13 protein-coding genes and 1 tRNA gene are annotated in these 16,346 nt (G+C 44.2%); 10 read left to right on the forward strand and 4 right to left on the reverse strand.

What is annotated here, in order from left to right:
- The first annotated feature begins 33 nt into the window (after positions 1 to 33).
- From ilvD to KIH87_RS00820, 3 genes are all read left to right on the forward strand, one after another.
- Positions 34 to 1,839, forward strand: a complete 1,806-nt coding sequence (gene ilvD / locus KIH87_RS00810; RefSeq protein ID WP_232361403.1) for a dihydroxy-acid dehydratase — start codon at positions 34 to 36, stop codon at positions 1,837 to 1,839.
- Between the two features lie 20 nt (positions 1,840 to 1,859).
- Positions 1,860 to 3,413 carry a threonine ammonia-lyase, biosynthetic gene (gene ilvA / locus KIH87_RS00815; RefSeq protein WP_232359644.1) on the forward strand — a complete coding sequence of 518 codons (1,554 nt, stop codon included), beginning with the start codon at positions 1,860 to 1,862 and terminating at the stop codon, positions 3,411 to 3,413.
- 157 nt (positions 3,414 to 3,570) lie between these two features.
- Positions 3,571 to 4,197, forward strand: a complete 627-nt coding sequence (locus KIH87_RS00820; RefSeq protein WP_232359645.1) for a LysE family translocator — start codon at positions 3,571 to 3,573, stop codon at positions 4,195 to 4,197.
- A gap of 84 nt (positions 4,198 to 4,281) precedes the next feature.
- On the opposite strand, the gene ubiK is transcribed toward KIH87_RS00820, so the two are convergent.
- Complete coding sequence (gene ubiK, locus KIH87_RS00825) at positions 4,282 to 4,539, reverse strand: ubiquinone biosynthesis accessory factor UbiK (protein WP_232359646.1); 258 nt, start codon at positions 4,537 to 4,539, stop codon at positions 4,282 to 4,284.
- A gap of 193 nt (positions 4,540 to 4,732) precedes the next feature.
- Here ubiK and rep point away from each other — a divergent pair, with 193 nt between their 5' ends.
- Positions 4,733 to 6,745 (forward strand): DNA helicase Rep, encoded by a 2,013-nt coding sequence (gene rep / locus KIH87_RS00830; protein ID WP_232359647.1) that lies wholly within the window; start codon positions 4,733 to 4,735, stop codon positions 6,743 to 6,745.
- Positions 6,746 to 6,762: 17 nt separating this feature from the next.
- Here the strand turns inward: rep and KIH87_RS00835 are convergent, their stop codons facing one another.
- Both KIH87_RS00835 and KIH87_RS00840 read right to left on the reverse strand, forming a co-directional pair.
- On the reverse strand, positions 6,763 to 9,399 hold the full coding sequence (locus KIH87_RS00835) for a sensor domain-containing phosphodiesterase (RefSeq protein WP_232359648.1): 2,637 nt from the start codon (positions 9,397 to 9,399) through the stop codon (positions 6,763 to 6,765).
- A 153-nt stretch (positions 9,400 to 9,552) separates the two neighbouring features.
- On the reverse strand, positions 9,553 to 9,942 hold the full coding sequence (locus KIH87_RS00840) for a c-type cytochrome (RefSeq protein ID WP_232359649.1): 390 nt from the start codon (positions 9,940 to 9,942) through the stop codon (positions 9,553 to 9,555).
- Between the two features lie 324 nt (positions 9,943 to 10,266).
- On the opposite strand from KIH87_RS00840, the gene KIH87_RS00845 reads away from it, so the two are divergent.
- The 5 genes from KIH87_RS00845 to feoB all read left to right on the forward strand — a co-directional run bounded on the left by KIH87_RS00845 (position 10,267) and on the right by feoB (position 14,731).
- Positions 10,267 to 11,739, forward strand: coding sequence for a peroxidase family protein (locus tag KIH87_RS00845; RefSeq protein ID WP_232359650.1), 1,473 nt, complete (start codon positions 10,267 to 10,269; stop codon positions 11,737 to 11,739).
- Between the two features lie 206 nt (positions 11,740 to 11,945).
- On the forward strand, positions 11,946 to 12,122 hold the full coding sequence (locus KIH87_RS00850; RefSeq protein WP_232359651.1) for a hypothetical protein: 177 nt from the start codon (positions 11,946 to 11,948) through the stop codon (positions 12,120 to 12,122).
- 155 nt (positions 12,123 to 12,277) lie between these two features.
- A tRNA-Arg gene (locus KIH87_RS00855) sits at positions 12,278 to 12,354 on the forward strand.
- Between the two features lie 303 nt (positions 12,355 to 12,657).
- Positions 12,658 to 12,888 carry a FeoA family protein gene (locus tag KIH87_RS00860; protein WP_232359652.1) on the forward strand — a complete coding sequence of 77 codons (231 nt, stop codon included), beginning with the start codon at positions 12,658 to 12,660 and terminating at the stop codon, positions 12,886 to 12,888.
- 34 nt (positions 12,889 to 12,922) lie between these two features.
- Positions 12,923 to 14,731: a ferrous iron transporter B gene (feoB, locus tag KIH87_RS00865; protein ID WP_232359653.1), complete on the forward strand. Its 1,809-nt coding sequence runs from the start codon at positions 12,923 to 12,925 to the stop codon at positions 14,729 to 14,731.
- A 38-nt stretch (positions 14,732 to 14,769) separates the two neighbouring features.
- Here the strand turns inward: feoB and rsd are convergent, their stop codons facing one another.
- Positions 14,770 to 15,231: a sigma D regulator gene (gene rsd / locus KIH87_RS00870; RefSeq protein WP_232359654.1), complete on the reverse strand. Its 462-nt coding sequence runs from the start codon at positions 15,229 to 15,231 to the stop codon at positions 14,770 to 14,772.
- Between the two features lie 153 nt (positions 15,232 to 15,384).
- On the opposite strand from rsd, the gene nudC reads away from it, so the two are divergent.
- Positions 15,385 to 16,191, forward strand: a complete 807-nt coding sequence (nudC, locus tag KIH87_RS00875) for an NAD(+) diphosphatase (protein ID WP_232359655.1) — start codon at positions 15,385 to 15,387, stop codon at positions 16,189 to 16,191.
- Positions 16,192 to 16,346 lie beyond the last annotated feature (155 nt).

Here is a 16,346-nt window from a genome sequence, read left to right on the forward strand (position 1 = left end):
CTCCGATCAGCTACTACTACTCATGGTCGAAACATGGCTGGTGCTCGTGCTTTATGGCGTGCAACGGGTGTAACTGATAATGATTTTGGCAAGCCCATCATTGCTGTAGCCAACTCCTTTACCCAATTTGTTCCTGGTCATGTGCATTTAAAAGACATGGGGCAACTGGTTGCAAGGCAGATCGAAAAGGCCGGTGGTATCGCAAAAGAATTCAATACTATCGCAGTGGATGATGGCATCGCGATGGGTCATAGCGGTATGTTATATAGCTTGCCTTCTCGTGAACTGATTGCGGATTCGGTTGAATACATGGTGAATGCGCATTGTGCTGACGCTATCGTATGTATCTCTAACTGCGACAAGATCACACCGGGAATGCTAATGGCTTCCATGCGTTTAAATATTCCGGTGATTTTTGTCTCGGGTGGGCCAATGGAAGCCGGTAAAACCAAGCTTTCCGACCAGATCATCAAGCTCGATTTGGTTGATGCCATGGTTGCCGCTGCCGACAGTTCAGTCAGTCAGGAAGATGCCGATCAAATTGAGCGATCTGCATGCCCAACCTGTGGTTCCTGTTCTGGCATGTTCACAGCGAATTCCATGAACTGCTTAACCGAAGCGTTAGGTTTGTCTCTTCCTGGAAATGGCTCTCTTGTTGCCACTCATGCTGATAGAGAAAAGTTGTTCTTAAAAGCGGGCGAGCAAATTGTTGAGCTGTGTAAGCGCTATTACGAACAGGAAGACGATAGTGTTTTGCCACGCAATATTGCTAATTTCAAAGCGTTTGAAAATGCCATGAGCCTGGATATTGCTATGGGTGGATCGACCAACACAGTTCTACATTTGCTAGCCGCTGCCGCTGAAGGCGAAGTGCCATTCACTATGCAAGACATTGATCGCCTTTCTCGCAAAGTGCCTCATTTATGTAAAGTGGCACCGTCGACCAACAAATACCATATGGAAGATGTACATCGTGCGGGGGGGGTTATTGGCATCCTGAATGAATTAGACAAAGCTGGATTACTGCATTCGGACACGAACCATGTTCTTGGAAGTTCATTAAAGAAGGTGCTTACTGATTGGGATGTACTTGAAAATTCAAATGACGGTGCGCGTACATTTTTTCAAGCTGGGCCTGCAGGAATTCGTACCACACAGGCATTCAGCCAGGATTGCCGTTACGACAGTGCCGATATCGACCGTGAAAATGGTTGTATTCGCAGTAAAGAATTTGCCTATAGCCAAGACGGTGGATTGGCCGTGCTATTCGGTAACATCGCTGAAAATGGTTGTATCGTTAAAACGGCTGGGGTGGATGAATCCATTCTGAAATTCAATGGTTCAGCCAAAGTCTTTGAAAGCCAGGAAGATGCCGTTAACGGCATTTTGAACGACGAAGTGAAAGCGGGCGACGCCGTTATTATCCGTTATGAAGGACCTAAAGGTGGCCCGGGAATGCAAGAAATGTTGTATCCCACTTCGTACCTGAAATCGAAAGGATTAGGTAAAGCTTGTGCTTTGATTACCGATGGACGCTTCTCTGGTGGCACATCGGGGTTGTCTATTGGACATTGTTCTCCCGAAGCGGCTTCTGGTGGCGCTTTGGCCTTGGTTAAAGATGGCGACCCCATCGAAATTGATATTCCTAATCGTAGTATTAATTTGATGCTTTCAGAGCAGGAATTGGCTGAGCGCCGTGAAGCGATGAACAACAGCGACAAGCCGTGGCAGCCTGCTACTCGGGTTCGTCCCGTTTCAACGGCTCTGAAAACTTATGCATTGTTGGCGACCAGTGCTGATAAAGGCGCAGTAAGAGATACCAGTAAACTGGAAGGTTAGACCCCTGAGGTAGCATATTAATGAGCAATGTAACCGAGTTTGAATATTTACAGAAAATCCTCAGGTCGCCGGTATACGATGTCGCTGTGAATAGCGACTTCGTAAAGCTAAACCGATTTTCGGAAAGCATGGGCAATGAGGTGTGGCTGAAACGTGAAGATCAGCAGCCCGTTAAATCATTCAAATTACGTGGAGCCTACAATCGAATTAGTCAGCTATCGCAAGCTCAGTTAGATGCTGGAGTCGTTGCAGCTTCTGCGGGTAATCATGCTCAAGGCGTTGCTTATTCCGCAGCTCGCAAAGGCATTAAGGCGACTATCGTGATGCCGGAAACCACGCCGGATATTAAGGTGGAAGCGGTTCGAAATTTTGGTGGTGATAACGTCAAAATCGTCCTGTTTGGCAGTAACTTTGATGCTGCCAATGCCAAGGCTTATGAGCTGGCCAAAGAGCAAGGACTGACCATGATCCCGCCTTTTGATAATGACGATGTTATTGCGGGACAAGGCACGATTGGTAAAGAGATTCTGGAGAAAAACCCGGATCTGGATATTTTATTTATTGCCGTTGGTGGTGGTGGTTTGGCCGCTGGCATTGCCACCTATGTCAAAGCCATTCGTCCTGATATTAAAGTGGTTGCTGTGGAAGCCGAAGATTCGGCTTGCCTGAAAGCCGCGTTGGAAGCCGGGCAGCCTGTTGATTTGCCTTCGGTTGGTATTTTCGCTGATGGTGTTGCGGTAAAACGCATAGGTGAAGAGCCTTTTCGACTTTGTCAGCAGTACGTTGACGAAGTGATTACAGTGAATTCCGATGAGATTTGCGCAGCGATTAAAGACATTTTCGATGACACCCGTGTGATAGCTGAACCTGCGGGAGCCTTGTCGATAGCTGCTATTCGCAAATATGTACGTGAAAACGACATCAAAGGGAAAAAGCTGGCGGGGATTTTGTGTGGTGCCAATATCAACTTCCACACATTGCGCTATGTATCAGAGCGTTGTGAATTAGGTGAGCAAAAAGAAGCGGTTTTTGCGGTGAAGATCCCGGAGCAAAAAGGCTCGTTCAAAAAGTTCTGCAAAATTTTGGGTGGTCGTTCCATTACCGAGTTTAATTATCGTTTTGCCAGTGATCGTAATGCGCACGTGTTTGTGGGCATTAAGTTACGAGAAGGGCTCAGTGAATTTAAACAATTAACTGACGCTTTGGAAGCGAACGGTTATCAGTGGTTTGACTTGTCCAATAATGAAATTGCCAAACTGCACGTAAGATATATGGTTGGTGGGCGCCCGCCAACATTGTTGAATGAACATATCTATTCCTTTGAGTTTCCAGAATCACCCGGTGCGTTATTGCGCTTTTTGGAAACCTTGGGCGATCGTTGGAATATCACACTATTTCATTATCGGAATCATGGTGCGGCACAAGGATTGGTATTGGCGGGGTTTGATATTCCGGACTTAGATCAGCAAGAATTTAATCAGTATTTGGAAAAATTATCGGGATATCTCTATCAGGAGCAGACAGATAACCCTGCGTATAAATTCTTCTTATCTGATTTAAACGGTGTGTTTTAATCGATTTTAATAAACATGGGAGTGACTGATGTTCTGGAAGAAGAAAGTCACTCGTTAGAAGAACAATTAGTTTTTAAACGAAATAGCAAAGGTTAAGAAGTAACAAGCCTGGTTAAATTAATATTAGCTGGAGCTTAAAGCTGTTGAGGTAGTAAGTATGAGTTTTGAGCTTTGGGTGACGTTTACACTGGCGACCTTGGTGATTCTGATGATTCCAGGGCCAACTATTATTTTGGTTGTCAGTAAGGCAATGCAGAATGGCTATCGTTCGGTAATGCCTTTGGTTGCCGGTGTGGTACTTGGTGATTTTGTTGCAATGACGCTATCACTACTTGGGCTAGGCGCTATCATGGCAACGTCAGCCACATTATTTTTAGTTTTCAAATGGTTGGGTGCTTTGTACCTGTTGTATTTAGGCTACAAATTATGGAAGACTCCCATTGAAGTAAACCCGGATGTTGTGAGCAAGAATAATGAATCTTCTTTTAAATTATTCCAGCATTCGTTTTGGGTCACTATGTTAAACCCCAAGAGCATCGCGTTCTTCGTGGCCTTTCTACCTCAATTTATACAGCCAGAGCATCCGGCCATTACACAAGTTATAGTGTTGGGCGGAACGTTTTTGGCACTGTCTATCGTTAGTGCGGGATTATATGGATTATTTGCCGGTAAACTGGCGACTAAAATTAAGCGAGCTGGTGTTCGACGCTGGTTTAACCGAATCGGCGCTTCTTCATTGATTGGCGCTGGAGTATTAACAGCAACAATGCAGCGCACTGCTTAGTAGCATTAAGGATCATCATCGAAGATGTAATGTGTGCCAACCGAAGCTGGATTGGTTGGCACGGAATTCAATTTTATCTGTAGGTTAGGCTTTAGGCTGGTTAACCTGTTTTTCTAACTCTTCTACACGCGCTTCCAAAGCTTCCAGTTTCTCTCGGGTGCGTTGCAAAACCATGGTTTGAACATCGAACTCTTCGCGGCTAACAAAATCCAAACGGCTTAGTTGTGACTGTAAAACTTGTTTGACCTTGCTTTCCACGCCTTCAGCCATTGTTTTAACGCCCGGAGGAATGCTATCTGCTACCTGTTTCGCCAGTTCTTCCAATTTTTTTGGTTCCAACATAGATAAAATCTCTTAATCTTTATGAGCCATGCCCGGATTGCTACTATTCCAAGGCTACTAATTTTACGTGTGATATTGGTTTCAGAGTCTAGCAAAAAACCAGGCTCAACAAAATTGATTGAAGCTGAATTGATTGCACTACTGTTTGTGGCAAGTTACAGGTAAAATCGCGCGTCCTAATGAAAGGGGTCTTATGAAACTTAATCCCAAACAGAACGAAGCTGTGAATTACATTTCTGGGCCATGCTTGGTATTGGCGGGCGCGGGGAGTGGTAAAACGCGTGTTATCACTAACAAAATTGCCCATCTTGTACAAAATTGTGATGTTCCTGCTCGCACTATTGTGGCTGTAACCTTTACCAATAAAGCTGCGCGTGAAATGAAAGAACGTGTTGCCGCTACCATGGGTAAGAAGGAAGCGCGTGGACTAAAAGTTTCTACCTTTCATACCTTGGGTTTGAACATCATCAAAAAAGAAGTGAAATCCTTGGGCTTGAAAGCCGGTTTTTCGTTATTCGATGATAGGGACAGCGTTGATCTGATTAAGGATCTCGCTGGAGATGAATTTGGTGACGATAAAGATCAGATTTCTATTCTGCAAAGCACAATTTCTAATTGGAAAAACGATCTGTTACTGCCTCAGCATGTCATTAATCAAACGCGAGATCCTCAGCAGCAGCTCTATGCCAGTATCTATGAAAAATATCAGCAGCATTTGAGATCTTATAATGCACTGGATTTTGATGATCTGATTTTAATGCCCACATTGTTGTTTAAAACCAATGAAGAAGTCAGGCAGCGTTGGCAGAATCGAATTCGCTATATTCTGGTAGACGAATATCAGGATACTAATACCAGTCAGTATGAGCTTATCCGTTTACTTGTGGGTGAAAGAGCGCGTTTTACCGTGGTTGGCGATGATGATCAGTCTATCTATTCCTGGCGTGGCGCTCGTCCGCAAAACCTGGCTTTGTTAAAAGAACACTACCCATCATTACGTTTGATTAAGTTAGAGCAGAATTACCGTTCTTCCGGGCGAATCCTGCACTGTGCCAATATTCTGATTGAAAACAATCCCCACGTTTTTGATAAGAAGCTTTTCTCTGAACTGGGTTACGGTGAGCAACTTCGAGTGCTGGAATGTAAATCGGAAGAGCACGAAGTTGAGCGAGTGGTCGCAGAATTGCTGGCGCATAAGTTCATGAACGGTAGTAGCTACGGAGATTATGCGATTCTTTATCGTGGTAATCACCAATCTCGCACCTTTGAAAAAGCGCTGACGCAAAACAAGATCCCGTACAAAATCAGCGGTGGCATGTCATTCTTCGGGCGTACCGAAGTGAAAGACATCATGGCTTATTTGCGATTGTTGGTGAATCAGGATGACGATACCGCCTTGTTACGTGTGATTAATACCCCTAGTCGCGGTATTGGGCGTGTGACATTAGAGAAAATCGGCGGATTAGCGCACCACTTGGAATGCTCCATGTTTGAAGCGGCATTGTCAGATCATATTAACCATGTGCTGAGTGGAAAAGCGCTAGATGCGGTCAAGGAATTTGGGCGTTGGATGGTTGAGCTTTCTGATAATGCTCAGCGAGGGGATACTGTTGCCGCTATTCGTGATTTGATTAAAACCAGCCGTTACGAAGAATGGCTGTACGAGACAAGTAGTAGCCCGAAAGCGGCTGAAATGGCGATGGCAAACATCAGTACGCTGTTTGGCTGGGTCAATGGCATGTTGGAAGGCAGCGATTTAGATCCGCCCATGACCTTGCAAGAAGTCGTCAACCGCTTGATGTTACGCGACATGATGGAAAAAGGGGAAAGTGAAGAGGATGTTGAAGCCGTGCAATTGATGACCTTGCATGCTTCAAAGGGGCTGGAATTCCCTTATGTTTTCATGGTGGGTATGGAAGAAGGCTTGCTTCCGCATCAAGCCAGTATCGATGAAGACAATATCGAAGAAGAGCGTCGCTTAGCCTATGTCGGTATTACCCGGGCACAACGAGAATTGTATTTCAGTTTCGCCAAAGAACGCCGCCAGTATGGAGAATTGATCCGTACTGAACCAAGTCGTTTCCTGTATGAATTACCTCAAGATGATTTGTCCTGGGAGCAGAAGCGTAAAAAGGACAGTAAGGAAGTGCGACAGAAGAAGGCTGAAATCGGGATCGCTAATCTTAGGAATATTTTGAAAGATTAGAGTCTATTTAATCTGAACTATGCCGATGCAGGGATGAATTCGGCGTCATCATAAGCTTCGCTTTCCACAGGAAGATGTTCGGCTTCCGCCAAAAACTTACCTTGTCCAAAACGGCAGTTAGCCGCTATCAGTGCTTTGCATTGCTCGTCATTTTCAATACCGTTGGCAATAACTTCAAAGCCAAAATGTTCTGAAATTTGCTGTACAGATTGAATGATTTTCAGGTTTTCGATACTGGCTGGCAGTGAACGTACAAATTTTCTGTCTATTTTGACGTAATCGAACGGGAAGGTGCACAGTGAATTTAACGAAGCCATACCATTACCGAAGTTGTCCAGTACCAGCGTCACGCCAGCTTCTTTCAGCTGCTGAACTGCTGCAAGCACCTGTTGAGATTTGCGATTGATATGTGTTTCGTCTATTTCTAACACCAGTTTTTCTGGATCAATGCCAGCATCAACAATGCGCTCAACAAGTTGGCTGACTTGCTTCGCCTGGATCAGATGATTGATCGATAAGTTAATGGCAACACGATGATTACGTTCCTCTCCCCCCGCATCTTTCCATACACGTAGCATCTGACAGGCTCGCTCAATCATGAAACGATCGATTTCCATTGTCATGCCAATATGTTCTGCTACACGCCAGAATTGTTCACGCTTGATTTTACCCAAAGTGGAATGTTGCCAGCGAACATAACATTCGAGATAAATAGGCTTATTGGTCGCCATATCGACAATGGGCTGGAAATAACAATCAAAGCTGCGAGTTTTCAGTGTCCGTCGGAACTCATTTTCCAGTTCCAGTTCTTCCAGTAAGCGTTCACGCATACTCTGGTCGAACATCACGTAACGACCACGTCCCATAGACTTGGCTTGGTACATGGCTGCATCGGCATCCCGAATGAGTTCACCAGCGTTTTTATACCAAGGTTCGATAAAGGCAATACCGATGCTACCGCCGGAATACATTTCTGTACTATCCAGACAGAATGCTTCACTCATGGCTTCGAGGATGCGTGATGCGACTTCTTCGGCATCTTCCTCGTTGTCAAAATTGTCGAGTAAGATAACGAATTCATCACCGCCCAAGCGAGCCAAAAGATCGTGGCCTCGAATGCAGCGAGCTATACGTTTACTGACTTCAATCAGGAACTTGTCACCTGCTTGATGGCCCAATGTGTCGTTAATCAGCTTGAAGCGATCCAGATCGATAAACAGGACGGCGAATTTGTTCTTGGGATAGCGTTTTTTGTTTGCGATGGCTAATTCAACCCGGCTGGTGAAAAGTGCCCGGTTGGGTAATCCTGTCAGGGTATCGTGATGAGCGTCGTGGATTAGCTTCAGCTCAATGTGCTTTCTTTCTTCAATCTGTTCTTTCAAGCTGGCATTGGCGCGGTGCAGCTCGTCGGTTCGCTCTTTGACTTTTTCTGCCAAATGCAGGTTATAAGCCTGAATGGATTCTTGAGCATGTTTTCGTTCCAGCGCTACCGCAATGTGGTGGGAGATATATCTCAGTAATTCCAAATCTCGTGGTTGATATTTGTATTTGTCATCGTAGGATTGAATTCCCACAACGCCAGACACTTCACCGTCTACAACTAAAGGTGTTCCTACCCAATAATTCCTTTCTTTCTCCATGCGCATGGCTACATCTCGATCAAGCTCGCCAGCATCGGCCAATTCAGTGGCTCGAACCGGGCCTATAAGTTCAGCTCGACCATGTCGAAGTACATATTCGGTGAGTCCTCGTCCTAAAGGCCGGGATTCAGCAGAAGCATTATTTTCGTCGTAGAAATATGGGAAATTCAGCATTCCCTTATTTTGATCCAGCGTTGCAATATAACAGTTTGGAGCATGAACCAAGCGCGCGAGGATCATGTGCAGGTTTGCATAGAAGTTTTCCATATCGCCATCAACTGAGGCTGAAAGCTCGGAAATTTCAAACAGTGCCTGTTGCAGATCTTCAATCTTTTGGCGTTCTTGAATTTCTTCCTGCAACTCGTCGTTAATTTGTCGTAATTGCTTGGTGCGTTCACGAATGGTTCGCTCAGTTAATTCACGGTTTTTAACTCTGTCTACCGAAGTCACAATGTGTTGCGACACGAATTGCAACACTTCCAAATCTTCTTCGCTGTAGCGAACCGATTCGTCATAACTTTGCACGACCATCGCACCGATGCATTTACTGCCTCGCTTTAACGGTACGCCTAACCAGTCTACTGAGGTTGTACCCAGGTCTGCGGCACCGACCTGCCTTTTTTTGTCTTCGTAATTTTCTTTGGTGAGGAAGAGGGGTTCACCAGTGGTAAGAACGTGCCCGGTAAAGCCTTTTTTCAGCTGTGAGGCTGGGATTTCATTGACTGTTAGCTCGTCAAACTCATCAACGAAATAAACAATATCTACCAGATCAGAGACTTCGTCATAGAAGGCGACGTAGAAGTTTTTGGCGTCCATGAAGCCACCGATAATTTCATGGAGAGCAGAGTACAGGCGTGGCAATTCGCTAACCGAGCTTGCTAACTCGGAAATTTGGAATAGAGCTTTTTGGATCAGCTCTTTCCGTTTGTACTTATCGGTGATCTGCTGTAACTGTGGAACAAGTTCCCGCAATTCCTCTTCGGAAAGTACTCCAGCAGGTATTTCTGTTGCCATATTACAAAAACGTTATACTCAAAAAATCGCCACTACAGCATTATACATAAACTACAACTAACAAAAAGGCTACATAAATGTAGCCTTTCGTGAAAGATCACGTAGTTTATCCACTTCTTACTACTAAATTGATTCCTTTCAAATACTTAAATCTTAGTTATATTCAAGCATATAATCGATCGCAGCTTTAATTTCGTCTTCGCTACAATCTGAACAAGCACCCATAGGTGGCATTGCATTAAAACCTTTCAATGCGTGCTCTAGTAGTTTATCTAAACCACGAGCATCTATACGAGGTTGCCATTCGGCTTTGCTAAAAGAAAGAGGTGCGCCAAGTGCTTTACTAGCGTGACAGCCAACACAGGAAGATTGATAAACTTGTTGACCAGTACGTGCGCCACCAGAACCTGCCGCCGCCGCACCTTTAACATGTACTTGTCCAACTGGTTTAATTCGATCAATCATCGCTTGATTATCATCAGCTGCAAATGCTGAACCTAAACCAATACCCGCTGCTACTAACATCAACACTAATTTTTTCACATTTCTCTCCAAATGAGGGTGCGCGTAGATATGTTAAATTTTTAGGGGCAAGATTATAACGCCTTATTGCCCCGTAACAAGAAATTAATCAGAAAATAAGCGATCTTGAACGGTCGTTACTTTCCATCTTTCGCGTTATATTTTGAAGTGTAAAAATATATTTACCATTTTTTCGTAAAAACAACATCTTTCCGTGCAGCAAAACTTTCAAAAATATCTACAGTAAGGAGTTGAGAATTTGCCGTCCGTTGTTCGTCGGCAGGTGTCGGGAACAATAAAATTCTCATGTAACACATTCAAAAAATGTTAAAGAGGACACGGAATATGGCTAACCACTATCATGGTTTAGCGCCCTTTAAAGGGCTAGAATTGCTACAGAGTTTTAATGACAGTGAACCCGGTCGCTTCGCGAGGCTTCTGCCAGAATTACCCCCACTCTATGTCAACCCACTTACGCTACATAAAATTGGTGAGGCCAATGGTGTGATGGAAGATAGAGGGCTACCTAATTTATCCAAAACAGTAGAGCTGGGACTTATCTTTTTTGGCCAGTTTATCGATCACGATATTACGCTGGACGACAGTTCATCTCTAAGTTCAAACAATGTCCCTTCTAAAGTCGATAATGTCAGAACGCCTACACTGGATCTGGATTCTGTTTATGGTGAAGGACCTGAAGCAAGTCCTTACTTATACAAAGACGGCTTATATTTGTTAACCGGTGCAGACTACGCTGGCAATTTTACCGATGAGCAATGGCTGAGACTGGCAGCGAAAGATTTGCCACGTAACCCGCTGGGTACAGCTATCATTGGTGATCCGCGAAATGATGAAAACCGCGTTATTTCTCAAATGCAGCTTGGCTTCTTGCGCTTTCACAACGCGGTTGTTGATAGCCTTAAAGATAGACCGGGTGCGCCAACGGGTTCTAAATTGTTTGAAGACGCTCGCCGAGTCGCAACCTGGCACTACCAGTGGGTAGTTCTGAATCACTTCTTGCGCACCATTTGTGGTGACTGGATCGTGGACGACATTTTGGCAAATGGGCGCAAGATCTATGTGCCTGAATACGAAGCTGATGGTGATGTTGAACCTTTCATTCCCATTGAGTTTGCGACTGCTGCCTATCGTTTCGGACATAGCATGATCGTGGAAAAATTCCGTGTTCAGCAGGGCGAAGATCAATTCCCATTGTTTGGAGACCGCTATGGTAATGGTTTCACTCCTTTGCCAAATTTGCGTGCTGTTGTGGACTGGGAAACCTTGCTGGATAGCGGTAACGGTGATTTTGAGCGTGCAGGTCAGCTAGACACCAAACTTGCCAGCACATTGCTTAACTTGCCATTCTTGCCTGCAGAACTTCCGGCTTTTGAACGTTCATTGGCAACAAGAAACTTGTTAAGAGCGCAAAGCTTCTTAATCCCTTCCGGTGAGCAAGTGGCTAACTTGATGATCCAGTATGGTGCAAAAGAAATCACATCCGAGATGATCGAGCATGTTAGTGAAGCTGCAAAAAGATTGGGCGATCTGGATAAAGGCACACCATTATGGTTGTACTTGTTGCAAGAAGGCCAAACGATTGGTCGCATGAATAATGATGGTAAATTCGAGAGAGGAGAAGGTTTAGGCCCTGTAGGAGCTCGATTTGTCGCTGAAACCATTATTGGCCTGATGGAATTGGATGATCGTTCTTTCCTTGGCACAAATCGTAACTGGTCACCAATGGATTCTCATGACAAGTTGGGGCCCAATGGCGTGACTAACTTGTATGATTTGCTGACTTTTGGCGATAACTAAGAAGCTTTTTAGCTTTTAACCAGGCTGCCGGGAGATTCCGGTGGCCTTTCTCTTTTCTGATTTTATACAAATGCATTCATAATCCTCCCTGCATATTCGCTAAGCTGGAATAAAAACTGGGCGATGAAGATATTATTCACTTTATTAAATATGAAGGTATGCTGCAAAGACCCACTGCCAGGAAGTATTTAAGAGGAGAAATTAACATGCGAATTTTATTAGTAATAATAGGCTTATTATTCACAGTCAGCTCTTTCGCACATCATGATGACATTGTAGGTGAAGGGCTTGAACATGAACTTTTCCACGCGTTGTTATGGCTAGTGGTTGCTGTGGCGTTATATAAAGGTATTCGGTGGTTACAGCAGAATAGAGACCGTTAAATCACTACAGCTCTCTGTCTATTTTTACACCCTATTGATGTGCGGTGAGTGTTAGGCACTCATCTATGAACCTATCCGGTATTAATGGTTGATGTCACCTTGGGACATCAGTATGATAAGCGCCGCTTCATACCTACGGTATATCCTACATTTAACCACCCGTAGCTCAGCTGGATAGAGCGCACCCCTCCGGAGGGTGAGGCCAGAGGTTCGAATCCTCTCGGGTGGGCCATTAAGCCTGTATACAAATTTTGGTTTACATAAGATTCCAAATCTAATAAGAATTATTTTTATTTAGATTTGATTCTGGCTGCTAACCTTATATAGAATCAGCGACTACAGTGTCTGTTGTTTGTTTAAACGGGTACGCGTCGTCTTGCGAAAGACCTTAACAACCCCATTTATCAAATTATTCAGATGCCATGCCTTGTCTTAGGCAATTTTGCGGATCACCTGTTAGAAGGTGTGCCTTTCAACAGGAGGTAAACAGCCTCCTTTGAGAGAGTTTCACAACCCAATGCAAGAGCATATTTCTATGACAGTGTGGGATTTACCCAAGAAGACCAGTGCTTATGTTAGCCACATTAGTGATCATTTAGAGATGGTCGTGGTGAGTCGTCTTCAGGAAATGGGATTCAATATTGACTGTGAAGTCTTGTGTTTGCGTCGTAGCCCCTTTTCTGGGCCTATCGTTATTCAATTGGGCGATAGTGTTATCTCACTTGAAAAAGATATCGCGGATAAGATTTATCTTCATCATTCATAATTTCAGCGCATTCTCATAAGAATCAGGTTCAGTAATGCAGCGAATAATATTAGTTGGTAAGCCCAACTGTGGTAAGAGTTTGCTCTTTAACCAGCTAACAGGATTACGTCAAAAAGTTGCTAATTTTCCCGGTGTGACCGTTGAGTTAAGAAGTGGTCAATTTGGGCAGTTTGAAGTTGTCGATTTTCCTGGAACCTATTCATTAAATACCTTATCCCGAGACGAAGAAATCGCGGTTGAAAAGATTAACGACGCACTTGCTCACGCTGACACTCATATGTTGGTGTGCGTGTTAGACGCTACTCGCCTTGAGCGCAGCTTGGTCTTCGCTTTGCAAGTTTTGTCTCTGGCACGCAAACATCATAAAAACATTATGTTTGTGTTGAATATGGCGGATGAATTACAGCGCTTTGGGCACACGATTGATGTTGATAAATTGTCTCAGCAACTGGGTGTGCCAGTGTGCGCTTTATCTGCCAAAACCTTGCAAGGGGTCGATGCCTTTAAGAACAAACTGTTAGCCAGTGCTACTGAAGAGGTTGAAGCCTTACCAGAACCTCAAGTTGATATAGACGATGTCGTTACTACCAGTCGTCAACTTGCGAAAGAACACGCCCCCGCAGCCAGTATCGTTTTAAAAAATCAGAATAGAATTGATAGTTTCCTGCTTAATAATGTATTAGGAAGCGTGGCCTTTTTTGTCATTATGTTTTTGTTGTTCCAGAGTATTTTTAACTGGGCAGAACCCTTGATGGATGGTGTAGAAGCGATTATTGAAGGTTTGGCTGGTGCTGTGACCAGTGTGTTGCCTGATGGCATAGTGAATGATTTTGTTTCAGATGCGCTATTTGGTGGTGTGGGATCGTTTCTGGTTTTTGTACCACAGATTATGGTACTGACTTTTATCATTGGCTTGCTTGAAGATAGTGGTTATTTGGCAAGGGCGGCGCTGATTTGTCATAAGCCGCTTAGCTATTTTGGCTTGTCCGGGCGCAGCTTTATTCCGTACTTGTCCGGTCATGCCTGTGCTATTCCAGCCATTATGGCGGCGCGAACCATTGAGTCGCCACGTAAGCGTTTGATTACCATGATGACCATTCCGTTAATGTCCTGTTCTGCTCGCTTGCCTGTTTATGCCTTGTTGATCGCGGCTTTTATTCCCGCAGATCAGTATTGGCTCGGTGTGTTTAACATGCAGGGTTTAACCTTCTTCGCGCTATATATGTTCGGTATTTTCACCGCATTAGTGGTGAGTGCGTTGCTTAATAAGCTTTCATTAAATCATGATAAAACGGAAATGCCGTTTATTTTGGAGCTACCCACTTATCGTTTGCCACACTGGAAACCGCTAATGCAGAGGGTAATTAATAGTGGTTGGCAATTCATCAAACGTGCTGCTCCCGTGATTTTCATGGTGTCACTGGTGCTTTGGGTATTGGGTTATTTCCCTCTGGATTCTAACCTTGAAGGTTCATGGCTAGGACAAATAGGCCATGTGATTGCGCCTGTTTTCGAGCCACTGGGTTTAGATTGGCGCTATGGTGTCGCTATTATGATGTCTTTCCTTGCGCGTGAGGTTTTCGTGGGTGTATTGGGGACGTTATACGGTATTGAAGGTGCAGACGAAAATATCGCAGGACTTGCCGATAATATTGCCGCCGATGGTTTAACTTTGGGCACAGGTATCGGCTTGTTATTGTTCTACGTAGTTGCCTTGCAGTGCGTGGCAACAGTGGCGACATTAAGAGCAGAAACAGGCAACAACAAGCTAGTTTGGAGCCTGTATATTATGTACGGTGTACTGGCTTATTGTCTGGCGTTGTTAGCGGCTAATTTTATTTAGAAAATTAAAACACTGGGATTGCATGGAAGAACAGGAAATTAATCCTGTTCTTTGTTAACCAGTGTTTGTATTAGCTCATCTTCATAACTGAATCTTTCTTCCATCTGTTGACCAAGTACGGCCAGATTCAGGTCGAAACTTTTCATTTCAACGTCATCGTCGTCTGTGATGTTGGCGTAGCGATCATTGAATGAAAGTGCAGTGTCTGTGCTGTCTGAGAACTTGGGGAACAGTTCTTCGGCTTTGGCTAAATCGTCGGTGTCAGACAGGATCTTCTCGTATATTTCAAAGTGGCCTGCTGAAATATAGTCCATCAAAATTTCACAGAAAGATTCGATTTCCTTGGCATCTGGAAGGGCTTTGTCTGCACGTTCAAATGGTGGCAGCCCTGCTAATTGGCAGTATTGCACCAGTAATTGTTTGCGTTCTTGCAACCATGTATCAATTGCAGAATTAAAGCCGCTCCATTTTTCAGTCGCTTGTTGTACTTTTGTCAGCATGATGTCTTATCTCCGACTTTTTTACTGGTGAATATCAACACGTTTTTGAAAGTATAACAAAAAGCGACTGTTACAAAAGTTAACTTAAGTCGAATGGGAAAAAACATTGCTTGATGCTACATTGCACGCAGGTTTTATAGGGAATTCAAGCAGATGATGATTTATAACCCCGACATTAAAACAACTGAACATGCGCATTGGCTGGTGGTTTCTGGCAGTCACCTCGTTATCAATGCCATTGATAACAGCTTGATCGAAGGAACTTGGGAAAAAGTGCCTTTTATCCATGAATATCGGAATGAGCTGGTACAGGTTGGGGAAATCGACGGTAAGCCATGTTATTTGGTCGATATGGGGAGTGAGCAGATTGAAAGCGATGAGCTAACGACTCTTAATTTGCGAGCCATGATGATGCAAATGGGCGTTGACTGGTTTTCGATTTTGGCTCGTGCCTGGCAGGTTGCGCTGTTTCTTCGCACTCACCGGTTTTGCGGACAATGTGGTTCTCGCATGGAGCATGTTGGTTGGGAAATGGCGATGCAATGCCACACTTGTTCCCATCGTTGTTATCCAAGAGTTTCTCCTTGCATTATTGTGGCTATACGTGATGGCGAACGTATTTTGTTGGCGCAGGGGCGTAATCATAAAAACGAAATGCATTCTACCCTGGCTGGCTTCGTGGAAAGTGGCGAGAGCCTGGAAGAAGCGGTGCACAGAGAAGTGTTTGAGGAAGTTGGGGTGAAAGTGAAAAATCTGGAATACTTTTCCAGTCAACCTTGGCCGTTCCCTCATTCGTTAATGGTTGGGTTTCTGGCTGAGTATGATAGTGGTGATATTCAGGTGGATGGCGATGAGATTTTACGTGCTGATTGGTTTACTGCTGATAACCTTCCCAATATTCCACCGACGTTTTCCATTGCTGGGCAGTTAATTCAGGAAACGCTTAAAAAAATGAAATAGCTGGAATTGGATATTTAGAGTCAAAAGGTAGAAATAAAAAAGCCCTACCCGGAGGTAAGGCTCGAATATTTTAGCGTCTTGGTCCCGTTTTACAGGCTTCTTTATTCTTCTATAACGCTAAGCGCAAATAATGTATAGCAGAGTTTTTTTTAGAT

This window comes from Paraneptunicella aestuarii, from assembly GCF_019900845.1.
Lineage (GTDB): Bacteria > Pseudomonadota > Gammaproteobacteria > Enterobacterales > Alteromonadaceae > Paraneptunicella > Paraneptunicella aestuarii.

Bases quoted from the DNA above. Each gene is read 5' to 3' on its own strand.
- ilvD (WP_232361403.1), top strand. From the start codon at position 34: ATGGCTGGTGCTCGTGCTTTATGGCGTGCAACGGGTGTAACTGATAAT.
- ilvA (WP_232359644.1), top strand. From the start codon at position 1,860: ATGAGCAATGTAACCGAGTTTGAATATTTACAGAAAATCCTCAGGTCG.
- KIH87_RS00820 (WP_232359645.1), top strand. From the start codon at position 3,571: ATGAGTTTTGAGCTTTGGGTGACGTTTACACTGGCGACCTTGGTGATT.
- ubiK (WP_232359646.1), bottom strand. From the start codon at position 4,539: ATGTTGGAACCAAAAAAATTGGAAGAACTGGCGAAACAGGTAGCAGAT.
- rep (WP_232359647.1), top strand. From the start codon at position 4,733: ATGAAACTTAATCCCAAACAGAACGAAGCTGTGAATTACATTTCTGGG.
- KIH87_RS00835 (WP_232359648.1), bottom strand. From the start codon at position 9,399: ATGGCAACAGAAATACCTGCTGGAGTACTTTCCGAAGAGGAATTGCGG.
- KIH87_RS00845 (WP_232359650.1), top strand. From the start codon at position 10,267: ATGGCTAACCACTATCATGGTTTAGCGCCCTTTAAAGGGCTAGAATTG.
- KIH87_RS00850 (WP_232359651.1), top strand. From the start codon at position 11,946: ATGCGAATTTTATTAGTAATAATAGGCTTATTATTCACAGTCAGCTCT.
- KIH87_RS00860 (WP_232359652.1), top strand. From the start codon at position 12,658: ATGACAGTGTGGGATTTACCCAAGAAGACCAGTGCTTATGTTAGCCAC.
- feoB (WP_232359653.1), top strand. From the start codon at position 12,923: ATGCAGCGAATAATATTAGTTGGTAAGCCCAACTGTGGTAAGAGTTTG.
- rsd (WP_232359654.1), bottom strand. From the start codon at position 15,231: ATGCTGACAAAAGTACAACAAGCGACTGAAAAATGGAGCGGCTTTAAT.
- nudC (WP_232359655.1), top strand. From the start codon at position 15,385: ATGATGATTTATAACCCCGACATTAAAACAACTGAACATGCGCATTGG.